Source organism: Paenibacillus sp. J22FR21 (assembly GCF_056269135.1).
Window position 1 is genome coordinate 961,271 of the sequence record NZ_JBWDNJ010000001.1, and the last position, 12,721, is coordinate 973,991.

The following is a 12,721-nucleotide window of genomic DNA, read 5'->3' on the forward strand; positions in this document are numbered from 1 at the left end:
GGGATCATTTTATAAAGTATAGCGGCTTGTGCAATAATTACAAGACTTGACGAAATGCGACAAATCTCAACGCCTTGATGCGTAAATGTTTACATATGATTGTTAATTTTAGGTGAAGACACCCGTGATTCGATTGGAGGGGAACTGATGAATTACGATTTCGATCAGGTCATTGCGCGCAGGAACAAATCCAGCTTAAAGTGGGATGCGGTCAAAAGGACTTCCGAACACCAAGAAATCATTCCGATGTGGGTGGCGGATATGGATTTCGCTTCACCGCCTGAAGTGATTGCTGCGCTTAAGGAGCGGGTGGAACATGGGGTATTCGGCTATTCGTTCCGTTCGGAATCTTATCTGGAGTCGATTGTTTCGTGGCTGAAGAACAGGCATCGGTGGACAGTGGCCGAAGAGTGGATTGCGCATAGTCCGGATGTGATTGCAGCTCTATCGTTGATTATGAGCACCTTTACTGAAGCGGGAGATAAGATTGTCGTGCAATCTCCGGTTTACAATTTTGCCCGAATGGTTGAGGCGCAAGGTCGCGAAATAGTCTATAATCCGTTGAAGTTTCATAATGGACGGTATGAAATGGATTATGAAGACTTGGAAGCGAAAATAGACAGCCATGTGAAGATGCTCATTCTCTGCAGCCCGCACAATCCGGTAGGTCGGGTATGGGAGCGAGAGGAATTGGTTCGTTTGGGGAATATTTGTAGGAAGAATCATATTCTTGTTGTATCGGATGAGATTCATTGCGATTTGGTTTACGGCGGACATCCGCATATTCCTTATGCTTCGTTATCGGAGGCGTTCGCGAATCATTCGTTCACCTGTATATCGCCGAGCAAAACATTCAATATACTGAGCTTTCATGCCTCAAGCGTTATTATTCCGAACCCGGCGCTGCGGGAGAAGTTCAATCAAGAGCTGAATGCCCGGGGCATCTCGTCACCTAATACGTTGGGCTTGGTTGCATTAGAGAGCGCTTATCGGTATGGTGAAGAATGGCTGAATCAATTGCTTCATTACTTGCAAGGCAATGCGCGGTTTCTGGCTCGATATGCAGAAGAGCATCTTCCGGAGATTCGCGTGAATGAATCAGAAGGCACCTATCTGGTCTGGCTCGATTGTCGCGCACTTCACTTATCGGTTAAGGAACTGGATGAACTGTTTTCGGAAGAAGCAGGTGTTGTTCTTAGTTCAGGGTCCCAGTTCGGACTCGAAGGCGAAGGGTTCATGAGGATGAATATCGCTTGTCCGAGAGCCGTGCTTGAGCAAGCGCTGGAACAGATTGCAGGTGCTATCCGATCTTTGCGTACAATTAAGGGTAAGTAATTATAGAAGATAAGTATCGTTGGTTCGATGGCGAACTTAAGATGGAGGAAATAAGATGACTGAACCTACAGCAACACCGCAAGCGGGATGGAACTTTGACAATAGCTATGCTAATTTGCCGGAGTCTTTCTTTAAGCGGCATAGTCCAACCCATGTACATGATCCGGAGTTGTTTATTCTGAATAAGCGGCTGGCGGCCTCGCTTGGACTGAATGTTGAAGCGCTGCAAACAGCTGACAGTATCGCCGTATTTGGCGGCAACGAGATTCCGAAAGGCGCAATGCCGCTGGCGCAAGCCTATGCCGGTCATCAGTTCGGGCATTTCACGATGCTCGGTGACGGGCGGGCTATTCTGCTCGGCGAACAAATCACCCCTTCGGGCGATCGTGTCGATATTCAATTGAAAGGACCGGGCAGAACGCCGTATTCCCGCCGAGGGGATGGACGGGCGGCTCTTGGTCCGATGCTGCGCGAATATATCATTAGTGAAGCGATGCATGCGCTCGGTATTCCAACTACGCGCAGCCTTGCTGTCGTAACAACCGGAGAGCCCGTTTACCGCGAAACGGAGCTGCCAGGGGCTGTTCTAACCCGCGTGGCTGCGAGTCATATTCGTGTAGGTACGTTCCAATATGGAGCGAATTGGTGCACGCTTGATGATTTATGCACGCTTGCGGATTATACGCTCGAGCGTCATTACCCGGAAGCCGCCGACGCCGATAACCGCTATCTCGCTCTGCTGAAAGCCGTTATTTCGAAGCAGGCTGACCTAATAGCGAAGTGGCAGCTCGTAGGCTTCATTCACGGCGTCATGAACACGGACAACATGGCATTAAGCGGAGAAACCATCGATTATGGCCCTTGTGCATTCATGGATGCGTACGACCCGTCGACGGTATTCAGCTCGATCGATTCACAGGGACGTTATGCCTATGGGAATCAGCCGAAGATTGCGGCATGGAATCTGGCTCGTTTCGCGGAAACACTATTGCCACTCCTTCATGAGACGGAATCAGAAGCCGTTAATTTGGCAGAAGATGCAATTGCGGAATTCGCACCGTTATTTCACTCGCATTGGCTATCGGGGATGAGAGCGAAGCTCGGGATCGTCAACGAAGAGCCGGAGGATGAGGCACTTATTGAAGAGTTATTGACCATGATGCATATGCATCATGCCGATTATACGAACACGTTCCGTGCTTTAACGGACGACAAGCCGGATGAGATCGCGATGTATGAAACTACGGGATTTACAGAGTGGCTTGAGAAATGGCAAACTAGACTGGGACGGCAATCCATAACCAAGGATGAATCGAAGCAGGTGATGCGGAGCAGGAATCCGGTCATTATACCCCGTAACCACCGAGTCGAGGAGGCGCTGGATGCTGCCGTGAATCAAGGCGATTACAATGTCCTGGAGCGATTGCTGGAAGCAATTAATCACCCGTTCGAGCAAATAGCCGAGCATGCTGATTATTGCGCAGTGCCTGCGTTATCCTCGCAACCTTACCGCACTTATTGCGGGACTTAACCGTCGAAGAGGCCGAGAACACCGAAATGGAACAAACAGCGGACCCCTGAGGTTCGCTGTCTGAGGTCGAAACTAATCAGTCGGAGGCGATGTATGGTGAACAATAAGGAACGTTATTTATTTGATCTACAGGGATACTTGGTCGTGGAGAACGTATTATCCGCTGAGCAGCTTGAGCGGATGAATCGAATTGTCGAGGAGCGCCAATCGCAGCCGGAAGATTCTATCCTGCAGTGGGGCGAGGATTTCCGTGCATTGATAGATGACGCAAAGCTTAACGCGCATTTAAATGAAATCTTAGGCGAGAATTACAGACTTGATCACGAATATGCCATCATACATCGTAAAGGAGCGCCGCAGCTTGGACTTCATGGCGGAGCTACACCGTATGATCCGGGCCAATACTACACCTTCCGCAATAATCAAATGTATAGCGGTCTCACCGTTGTTTCCTATGCATTGACAGATATCGGTGAAGATGATGGTGGATTCAGCTGTATCCCGGGAAGTCATAAATCCAATTACCGTACACCGAAGGAATATCTGGATTATTCGGAAATCGGGCCGACCGTACATATTCCTCAGAAGGCGGGCGACGTTCTGATCTTTACGGAAGCGCTTACGCACGGGACATTCGCATGGAAAGCGGAGCATGAGCGCAGATCGTTGCTGTTTAAGTTCGCACCGGAGATGATTTCTTGGAGTGAGCATAATCGCGACCAGGACTTCATGGATTCATTGCCTGAAGCACAGCGGAAACGATTGCTGCCGCCGGCATCGCCCGGCCATCGTCATTTTGGCTATTGATTTGCAGGGATTAATAGAATGGATCGATAGAGAGGATGAATCGATTGACAGCTGTCGCAACATCATTACCTAGGTGGAAGAGTATTCCTTTTACAAGTGTAGAGATTAAGGATGCTTTCTGGCGTCCCCGTCTGGAAGTATTGAAGAACGTGACTGTTCGTACCTGCTTAGATCAATGTGAAGCAACTGGGCGCATCTCTAATTTCGCTAAAGCAGGCAACCTGATGGAAGGCGAGCACGAAGGCATGTATTACAACGATTCTGACTTGTACAAAGTGATTGAAGGGGCCGCTTACGCGTTGATGCTGGAGCGGGACCCTGCATTGGAAGCCGAGCTTGATCGTATTATTGCTCTCATTCAAGCAGCTCAGGAGCCGGATGGTTATTTAACGACCTATTATACGCTGCGTACTTCAGAGCGCAAATGGTCCGATATGGAGAAGCACGAAATGTATAACGGCGGGCATCTGATTGAAGCTGCAGTCGCATATTACGAATCGACAGGCAAACGAGAGCTGCTCGATGTTGCCTGCCGTATGGTGGATCATTACGATAGCCTGTTTGGTCCAGGTAAACGGCATTGGGTAGAAGGGCATGAGGAAATTGAGCTTGCCCTCGTGAAGTTATATCGCGTTACGCAAGAAGAGCGTTACTGGAAGCTTGCTCTTTGGTTGTTAGAAGAGCGGGGACACGGACATGGGTTCGGGGCGATTTGGGACAAAGAGGATTGGGGACCTGCTTACTGCCAAGACGACGTTCCGGTGCGCGCTATTGAGAAGGTAACCGGACATGCTGTTCGCGCGATGTATCTGTATACGGCGATGGCGGATGTCGTACATGCTTCAGGCGATCCTGCTTATGTAGGCGCGCTGCACCGGGTTTGGTCACATACCGTGGATCGTAATTTGTATCTGACCGGAGGCATCGGGCCATCGGTACATAACGAAGGTTTCACGCATGATTATGATCTTCCGAATGAATCGGCTTATTGCGAGACTTGTGCGGCCATTGCAATGGCTTTCTGGAATAATCGAATGAATTTGCTATTCGGCGATGCCAAATATGCGGATGTGGTAGAGAGGGAATTGTATAACGGCGCATTGTCCGGCATATCGCTCTCCGGCGATAAGTTCTTCTACGTGAATCCGTTAGCCTCCAAAGGCGAACATCACCGCGTAGAATGGTTTCACACTTCCTGCTGTCCGACGAACCTTGTTCGTTTCCTGCCTTCAATTGGGCAGTATACGTATGCGAGCACAGGTGAAGGAATTGTAGTGAATCAATATATGAGCGGCGATGCGGTGATCGCCTATGGTGATGGCGAGGGGCATCAAGTGAAGCTCCAACAAACAACGAACTATCCATGGGATGGGTCCATTGCGATTACGGTGGAACCGAAGCAAGAAGCGGAGTTTGTCATTCGTCTTCGCTTGCCTGACTGGTGTAGAGGCTACAGCTTGCGTATAGGCGGTGAGAACGTGTTGGCGCTGCCTGTTCGAGGATATCTGGAGGTACAACGGAATTGGTCTGCCGGAGATAGCATTGAACTGGAACTGGATATGCCGGTTGAAATCGTGCGAGCGCGAAACGAAGTCGAGGCTAATCGAGGCCGGGTTGCCTTGCAACGAGGGCCGATTGTATACTGTTTGGAAGAAGCAGACAATTCGAAACTGGCTTATGACGATAGTATGATTACCGATCGGGATTCCATCTACGTCGATTACGAGCCTGAGCTGCTCGGTGGTATTACGGTACTGACCGTAAGCAATAGAGAAGCCGGAAGTATACCGCTTCGCTTCATCCCTTATTATGCTTGGGACAACCGTGAGCCTGGCTATATGCAGGTCTGGATTCGCGAGAAGCATACTACGCATCTCTATCGTTATTAAAGGATTATGGAGGGACTTATTCTAATGACTACTACAGGCAGCACATCTGCAAATGAAGGCAAGAAGTTATCCGGTAATCCAATCGTGCCAGGCTGGTATGCGGATCCGGAAGCTAGAATTTTTGAAGGCCGCTATTGGATTTATCCGACGTATTCAGCTCCGTATGATGAACAGCTGCATTTGGATGCCTTCCATTCTTCCGATTTGGTAGAGTGGACTAAGGTGACGAATATTCTTGAAATGAGCAGCATTTCTTGGGGGAATCGCGCGCTGTGGGCTCCATCTCCGATTGAGCGGGGTGGCAAGTACTATCTCTATTTTGCAGCGAATGATATTCAGAGCAACGATGAGCTTGGCGGTATCGGAGTAGCCGTTTCCGATCGCCCGGAAGGCCCATTCCGTGATGCGATCGGCAAGCCGCTGATCGATAAATTCTATCATGGAGCCCAACCTATCGATCCGCATGTATTCATTGACGATGACGGGGCTGCTTATTTGTATTATGGCGGCTGGGGACATTGCAATGTCGTGAAGCTGAATGAAGATATGATAAGCTTGGATTCATTCGAGGATGGGTCCACTTACGTAGAAATAACACCTGATCATTTCGTAGAAGGTCCTTGTATGATTAAACGCAATGGTCACTATTATTTCATGTGGGCAGAAGGCGGCTGGGGAGAGCCGGATTATTCCGTCGCCTATGCCGTCTCATCCTCGCCAATGGGTCCGTTCGAACGAGTCGGCAAAATTTTGCAGCAAAATGCTGAGATCGCCACAAGCGCCGGTCATCACGGCATCATCGAGGTTCCGGGTGCCGACGAATGGTATATCGTGTATCACCGCAGGCCATTGACTGAAACGGATCGTAATCATCGTGAACTATGTATCGATCGCATGAATTTTACAGAAGATGGCAGCATTGAGCCGGTGCGGATTACGTTCGAGGGTGTAAGTGAGCGATTGCTATAAGTTCAGATCAAAGTATGCATGGAATCCGCGGATTGTCGCGGATTCTTTTTATTTGGCGATGGCTCGAAATTAGCTATACAAAAGTTGGTGAATCGTTTAACCTAAATAGAAATGACATCAACAGAGGGACGACTCATGACTTGGAAATTGCCTTTCTTTCGGAATCGCAAAGATTCAGATCAACGCAAGTACTTGAAGATTATTACAAACGAAGGCATTTCAGGCGTTCTGCTGGCCAGCTTAATTGGAGGGCCATTCCTAACCGGATATATGCTCCATATGGGTGCATCGGCCGCACAGATCGGATTCGCACTGGCCATTCCGGCCTTTGCCAACTTGGCTCAGATCTTCACCGCGATCGTTACGCATAACGTTGATAATCGCAGAGCGTATGTATTGGGGTATGGTGTATTGTATCGATTATTGTGGGTGCTGACGGGACTTATTCCGTTTGTGCTTCCGCAAAGTTACTGGGTATATACGTTTATTATCCTGTATTTGCTCTCGTATCTATGCTCTAACATTGCAGGTGTCATATGGGCGTCGCTGATCGGGGATATGGTTCCCGCTAAGGTTCGGGGACGTTATATGGGCATTCGAAATACAATCGTAGGCGGCCTTGCAGCAGCGGCCGTATTGTTTGGCGGACAGTTGCTGGAGCATTATTCGCAGGAGAAAGGCTTTATCATCCTCTACTCCATAGCAGCGGTTTGTATGGTGTGGAATGGGTATCATTTGTGCCGCTATCCGAATATTCCATTCGAGAAATCAAAGGAATCGCAGAAACTGAAGCTGTTGCTTAAACCACTTCAGGATCGTTCCTTTATGCGAGCCACCTTGTTTCTGGCTGCTTGGATCTTTATTCAGAATGTAGCGGTACCGCTATTCTCTTATGCGATGCTCGACGTCATTAAAGTGAGTATTCAATGGGTGTCGATCATTACGACAGTTCAGATGATTGTCATGATGATCAGCTATTATGTATGGGGTAATTTGAATGCAAAGTATGGCACGAAGAAAACATTGATGTGGACGCTTCCGATTATTGCGGCCTCCTGCATCATATGGGGCGGGATTGCGTGGTTGCCCGCGATTCCGGTGTTGTTTATCGTGCATGTATTGTTGGGGATTGGCACAGGCGGTTTTACTCAACTGACATTTAACTTTACCATTGAGGATTCGCCGAGCGCTGAGCGTACCATCTATGTGGCGGTTTACGCGATGCTTACCGGTTTTACCGGATTTATTGGACCAATACTTGGCGGTGAAATCTATCATCAGCTGCGAACTATGCCTACATGGATGGAACAGTACGGATTCAGCGCAATGATGGGGCTTGTACTGCTGGCCATTGCCATGACGGTGGGTCGTGCGATGTTATTGAGCAGTAACCCTGCTGGTAAGCCGGAGCTAACGACAATGGTGCGCAACAAGAAGAAAGAGCTGCTCGGTTAACGGCCATCGAAGCATAATATGAGCTGTCGCGGAAGAAACCCAACGTTATATAACGTTGGGTTTCTTTGTGGCATTCGGTTTGTTTGAGCTTCACAGCCGCGCTGTTCTTGAGTGCATGTTTGGTTGATTTTCGTTCTTCATGTATCTGTTTAAACTCTAACGGTTGCCAGCGTGGCTATTTCATGAAAGGAGCAACTTTTTAAATTCTAACGGTTGTGAGCCGCGTTATTCGCTGCCATTTAGTAGATTTCTTTCCGAAAATGACGCAAAAAGCTCGGTGGCAACCGTTAGAAAAAATAGGAGCATTTTAGCTTCAACAAGCCCTGTCACAACCGTTACGGATTAGAAATTGACTCTAATAAAGGAATAACTAGCTTGTGTCTCGAAATCCCACTATTAATAGTCGATCGAAAGTGGGGTAATTTCATTGCAAACAACGATTTATCTGACAAGGCATGGCGAAACCGAATGGAATGTTGAAGGTAGACTGCAAGGTCACATGGATTCTGACCTCACGGAGTTAGGCGTGCTACAAGCAGGTTGGTTAGGAAAATCATTGCAGGACGTTCCTTTCGATGCGATCTATACGAGTATAAGTCCTAGAGCACAACGTACTGCTGAGATTATTAAAGGCACTCGCAGCATGGATTTGATCCCTTGCGCAGAGTTGAAGGAAATTTATTTAGGCACTTGGGAAGGACGGAAATTTACGGAGCTTGAACAAACGTTTCCAGACGAACATGTCGCCTTTTGGAATACCCCGCATCGGTATCGGCCAAGCAATGGCGGCGAATCATTCGTGCAATTGCGGGAAAGAGTCCTTCCGAAAGTAAAAGCATTAGAAGCTGTGCATCAGGGCGGAACGATTCTGATCGTTACGCATGCCGTTACATTGAAAACAATCATGACGCATTTCAAAGGGGATCCTCTGGAGCAACTGTGGTCGCTGCCTCATATTCATCCTACTTCGTTGAATAAAGTGGTTACAACAAAGAAGGGGTATCAGATCGAGCTCCATGGCGATGTCTCTCATTATCAAGCTTAGCTCGCCGGAGCTCCGGCTAACCTCTGCTCGAAGAGGTCTATGAGATGCAAGAACCGCTCCGCCTCACGATAAACGTGATCAGCAAGGAGGGGGTGGATAATGCTTTTGATCCGGCAAGCTTCTATGAGATCGCGAGCCGTTTTCTTGAAATCTCGCAGACTGGCAACCGATACCCGGTTCTGATCCAGAAACTGCGTTAACAGCGGCGTCGTTTGAGACTGCGGACGCATCGAGCTTAGATCCTGTGCTTGAAACAGCAGCTGATCGAAATCATGGCTGAAATCTCTCGCTTGCTCCACCAGCTTGCGCTCAGACGGATCCAGCAGATGTCCAATAAACTTGGCGTGATCCGCCATAATCTTGAGAAAAAATACGTTCTCATCAATAATGGCATCCGGCAGCGGCTCCAGCTGACCGTCGTTTAATTCATGAAGACGGTTTCGAAAATAATTCGCTTCCCGGCTTACATGATCCACTAAGAGAGGAAAATTGTTGCCGCCTGGGAGTTTGCATGTAAGGATCAGCCCTAATATTTTGCGTTTGTATACCCAAATATGAGATGCTGCCGTACAAACCTCGGTGTTAAACGCTCTGATTACCTGAGGATCTGTTGTAAGAGGGAATGCATTCGCTTTGGCCTCAATCTGTTCGAAGACGGAATAGAATCCGTTCGCTTCTTGTATGAGCTGTGTATCTTCACAACGAAATCCAAGCTTAAGGAATAAAGAATGCTCCTTCATGATGCGTGACCAGAAACGGATCTCTTCCAGTGATTGCGTGACAAAGCTATCTGCCATGTTATAACCTCCTTTGTTCGTCTGCCATTAATACCATATGGGCAGATGTCGGAGGTTAAATGTTGTCCGCTGCAACTTACTGAAAAAGGAATTATTGAGGAGGTTTTGGATATTGCAATTATAATATTTTTCTTTATGTTTATTGTCGTTATGGGTTTAATTAGCTTAGATAAAAGCTTTAAACGCAAATGAGCAACTTATAGAAAGGCCGCCTTCGACTGCTGCTTAGTAGCAGAATCGAAGGCGGCCTTTTGCCATCCTACATTAGATGATGATTCATGATTTATTGTCCGTAACGTCTTCTCTGGTGTCAGAGACAAGCTCCTTCGCCGAGGTCTTGAATTCATGCAAGGTACGGCCGACGGCGCGACCAAGCTCAGGCAGCTTGGATGGCCCGAAGATAATGAGAACAACAACTAAGATCATCATAAGCCCCGGCAAACCAATATTTTGCAACATGCGAATCATCTCCTATCGAATAGTTGTAGTGGCTTAGTCTTGATTATGATTGCTCGGATATGCGGCTACCGCTTCGATCTCAATCAGCCAGTCGGCATTCACGAGGCCGGCGACTCCGACAGTGGAACGCGCAGTTTTGGTCGGGTTCGTCTTGGTGTTGAAATATTTGGCGTACGCCTTAAACCAGCCATCAAAGTCGAATTTGCCTTCCTTGGCAGCATCTGGGGCGATATACACGCGCAGATAAGTTACATCCTTCATCGTCAGCCCTTGCTCCTTCAATTGTTTCTCGATATTTTGGAGAATGCTGGTTCCTTGCGCTTCCGTGTCCCCGTATCGTTCGTAGATGGTTTTACCATCCTTGTTGATGACTGCCGGCGTAGTGCCGCTAGTCTCGAAGGTAGCCGTTCCGGCTGGCATGGCTACCGCGCTTGAGATAGAGGATTGCGGGCTGCCATAGAATTCAGGCTCATGAATAGGTGTGAGTGGATATTTGTGCGGCGTAATAGCGGCATATACACTTGCGGTAGCTGCCAAGGAAGAGATAACGACGGTGAAGACGGCGATTTTGACCTTGCGTTTCAATTTCATGGTTCTTCCCTCCCGAATGTGTGGTCTATTCTTTCATAACACGCTCATGGATGTCGGTGACAACTTCCCGTGCGGACTCAATGCCTCCTGCCATCCAAGCCGTAATGTAGCTGATATGCTCTCCTGCGAGATAGACGCGGCGATCAGGCTTACAGAGTACGGGATAGTTGGTTTTTCGTTCCTCGGAGGAATAGGAAACCCAGCTTCCCATGTTATATTTGATTGTTTTCCAGTTCACGGAGAACGAAGACTCGAATTCGCTGTAATATTGCGGATGAATCTTAGCGCCTTGTTCCAGTGCAAGCGCTTCGCGCTGCTGGAAGTTGAGCGCTCCGAACTTGTCAGCACTTCCGCCGAAAGCGTAGTAGCCGAGCAGTACCCCTTTCTTGGCAAAATAGTTCGTAGGCGGGTAATAGATGGAGGAGATATCCAAGTTCGTCAGCGTGTTACCTCCATAGATTTGATCGTCTTCTTCCCAGAATCTGCGCTTGAACTGCAGTCCGATCTTGCCGGCGTTCGCGTAACTGGTGTTATTGATCGCTTTGGTCATCTCGGAAGAGAGGTCATGTTTGATCGTCTTCAGCACGGACAAGGGGATCGTGCAGATGCAGAAGTCGCCTTCGATTTGCTTAGCCTCTCCACTTAACAGGTCGGTGTAGGACACTTGGACTTTCTCCCCGACATGCTTGATCTCGGTTACCTCCATATTGTGCTTGATCCGATTGCCAAGCCGCTTCTCAAAAGCCTTCGGAATGGCGTCTATGCCGCCAACTGGGTGGAACATCATCATCTGCTGATCATAGCTGTACTCGCTGCTGAAATAATTGGCGAAACCGGAATTAATGATGGCTTTCATATCGAATGGATCGCGGATGACGCCGGCATCGAGCCTTGAACCAGGCTCGTCTTTGTAGCCGCCGCGTGACGACCCCTTATAGAACAAATCCGCATCCAAGTTGCCTTCGGAGCGAAGGTAAGCGACGACTTTCTCTTTCTCTTCCGGTGAAATCGGTAAATCAAGGCCGGGCTGATTGACGGCTTTGGCGAGCAGCTCGCTGATGTAGCCTCTCGCATCGGCTTTCGCGGCGCGTTTACGGACCCGAGTGCCGGATAAGGCACCGACCTTCTCATTGTAATAATACGCACTATCGTTTACGTTATTGAAGGGCTCCATCGGAATGCCGAATTCCCGGCAATAGTCCATCGTGACATGAAATTGCGGGATACGCATGGGACCTGCATTCAAGTAATGACCATCATCGAATCGCGCGACCTGCTTCTGACCGCCGACTTCTGTCACCGTGGTGCCTCGTCGAACGGACCAGTTTCGACCGCCTGAACGAGCGCGAGCTTCGAGAATGGTGCAATCATAACCGGCTTTGCCCAGCTCGTAAGCGGCTGTTAAGCCGGCAACGCCAGCGCCAAGAATGACGATTTTCTTGCCGGAGCGGTTCGTCCCCTTCAGATCCCAGCTGGTGGGAGGCGTGTATTCAGCCGCTTTCATCGTTTGCGGCGTGAAGAGGCCCATCGTACCCATGACGCTGAATACGGCAGCAGCACCGCCGATCTTGCCGACTGTCGTCAGAAATTGTCTGCGCGACACTTCGTTTGGAGATTCTTTCGTTTCCATGTGCTTCAGCTCCTTTGGTAGATCGTCTGTTCGACTCTGCGAGAAATGTATCATGGATTTTTTCGGAAGCGCCAATATTTTGTTAGAAAATCTAACATCAATAAAATTTATATGGATGATAGAATAAATGAATCGAATTACAATTCCCTTACAGTAAATGTTGATTTAATGCGGGTTTCAATTGAAGTTTGCGAGAGTGGACAAGGTAGTATT

General features: G+C 48.6%; 11 protein-coding genes. 7 read left to right on the plus strand and 4 right to left on the minus strand.

All coding sequences use genetic code 11. From position 1 onward, the window contains the following. The first annotated feature begins 147 nt into the window (after positions 1–147). The 7 genes from AC0YNS_RS04790 to AC0YNS_RS04820 all read left to right on the plus strand — a co-directional run bounded on the left by AC0YNS_RS04790 (position 148) and on the right by AC0YNS_RS04820 (position 9,031). Complete coding sequence (locus AC0YNS_RS04790; RefSeq protein ID WP_475779865.1) at positions 148–1,335, plus strand: MalY/PatB family protein; 1,188 nt, start codon at positions 148–150, stop codon at positions 1,333–1,335. 55 nt (positions 1,336–1,390) lie between these two features. Continuing rightward, entirely contained in the window at positions 1,391–2,866 is a 1,476-nt protein-coding gene (locus tag AC0YNS_RS04795) for a protein adenylyltransferase SelO (RefSeq protein WP_475779866.1), read from the plus strand. Between the two features lie 93 nt (positions 2,867–2,959). Next, positions 2,960–3,673 carry a phytanoyl-CoA dioxygenase family protein gene (locus tag AC0YNS_RS04800; RefSeq protein ID WP_475779867.1) on the plus strand — a complete coding sequence of 238 codons (714 nt, stop codon included), beginning with the start codon at positions 2,960–2,962 and terminating at the stop codon, positions 3,671–3,673. A 44-nt stretch (positions 3,674–3,717) separates the two neighbouring features. After that, the gene (locus AC0YNS_RS04805) at positions 3,718–5,562 is read left to right on the plus strand and encodes a glycoside hydrolase family 127 protein (protein ID WP_475779868.1); all 1,845 of its coding nucleotides are present in this window, start codon (positions 3,718–3,720) and stop codon (positions 5,560–5,562) included. 24 nt (positions 5,563–5,586) lie between these two features. Then, positions 5,587–6,531 (plus strand): glycoside hydrolase family 43 protein, encoded by a 945-nt coding sequence (locus AC0YNS_RS04810; RefSeq protein ID WP_475779869.1) that lies wholly within the window; start codon positions 5,587–5,589, stop codon positions 6,529–6,531. Between the two features lie 135 nt (positions 6,532–6,666). Further along, the gene (locus tag AC0YNS_RS04815) at positions 6,667–7,986 is read left to right on the plus strand and encodes an MFS transporter (RefSeq protein WP_475779870.1); all 1,320 of its coding nucleotides are present in this window, start codon (positions 6,667–6,669) and stop codon (positions 7,984–7,986) included. Between the two features lie 427 nt (positions 7,987–8,413). Beyond that, the gene (locus AC0YNS_RS04820; protein WP_475779871.1) at positions 8,414–9,031 is read left to right on the plus strand and encodes a histidine phosphatase family protein; all 618 of its coding nucleotides are present in this window, start codon (positions 8,414–8,416) and stop codon (positions 9,029–9,031) included. Here AC0YNS_RS04820 and AC0YNS_RS04825 read toward each other — a convergent pair. The 4 genes from AC0YNS_RS04825 to AC0YNS_RS04840 form a co-directional block, all read right to left on the minus strand. After that, on the minus strand, positions 9,028–9,828 hold the full coding sequence (locus AC0YNS_RS04825) for a DUF2935 domain-containing protein (protein ID WP_475779872.1): 801 nt from the start codon (positions 9,826–9,828) through the stop codon (positions 9,028–9,030). The two genes, AC0YNS_RS04820 and AC0YNS_RS04825, sit on opposite strands and share 4 nt — an antisense overlap. 276 nt (positions 9,829–10,104) lie before the next feature. Further along, a complete protein-coding gene (locus AC0YNS_RS04830) occupies positions 10,105–10,287 on the minus strand; it encodes a twin-arginine translocase TatA/TatE family subunit (RefSeq protein WP_475779873.1) in 183 nt (60 codons plus the stop codon). Between the two features lie 33 nt (positions 10,288–10,320). Beyond that, positions 10,321–10,878 carry a RidA family protein gene (locus AC0YNS_RS04835; protein WP_475779874.1) on the minus strand — a complete coding sequence of 186 codons (558 nt, stop codon included), beginning with the start codon at positions 10,876–10,878 and terminating at the stop codon, positions 10,321–10,323. A gap of 25 nt (positions 10,879–10,903) precedes the next feature. Then, the gene (locus AC0YNS_RS04840; protein ID WP_475779875.1) at positions 10,904–12,508 is read right to left on the minus strand and encodes a flavin monoamine oxidase family protein; all 1,605 of its coding nucleotides are present in this window, start codon (positions 12,506–12,508) and stop codon (positions 10,904–10,906) included. Between the last annotated feature and the right edge of the window lie 213 nt (positions 12,509–12,721).

What these genes read in the sequence shown, in the direction of transcription:
- AC0YNS_RS04790 (WP_475779865.1), top strand. Translation starts at nt 148, where the DNA reads ATGAATTACGATTTCGATCAGGTCATTGCGCGCAGGAACAAATCCAGC.
- AC0YNS_RS04795 (WP_475779866.1), top strand. Translation starts at nt 1,391, where the DNA reads ATGACTGAACCTACAGCAACACCGCAAGCGGGATGGAACTTTGACAAT.
- AC0YNS_RS04800 (WP_475779867.1), top strand. Translation starts at nt 2,960, where the DNA reads ATGGTGAACAATAAGGAACGTTATTTATTTGATCTACAGGGATACTTG.
- AC0YNS_RS04810 (WP_475779869.1), top strand. Translation starts at nt 5,587, where the DNA reads ATGACTACTACAGGCAGCACATCTGCAAATGAAGGCAAGAAGTTATCC.
- AC0YNS_RS04815 (WP_475779870.1), top strand. Translation starts at nt 6,667, where the DNA reads ATGACTTGGAAATTGCCTTTCTTTCGGAATCGCAAAGATTCAGATCAA.
- AC0YNS_RS04825 (WP_475779872.1), bottom strand. Translation starts at nt 9,828, where the DNA reads ATGGCAGATAGCTTTGTCACGCAATCACTGGAAGAGATCCGTTTCTGG.
- AC0YNS_RS04830 (WP_475779873.1), bottom strand. Translation starts at nt 10,287, where the DNA reads ATGTTGCAAAATATTGGTTTGCCGGGGCTTATGATGATCTTAGTTGTT.
- AC0YNS_RS04835 (WP_475779874.1), bottom strand. Translation starts at nt 10,878, where the DNA reads ATGAAATTGAAACGCAAGGTCAAAATCGCCGTCTTCACCGTCGTTATC.
- AC0YNS_RS04840 (WP_475779875.1), bottom strand. Translation starts at nt 12,508, where the DNA reads ATGGAAACGAAAGAATCTCCAAACGAAGTGTCGCGCAGACAATTTCTG.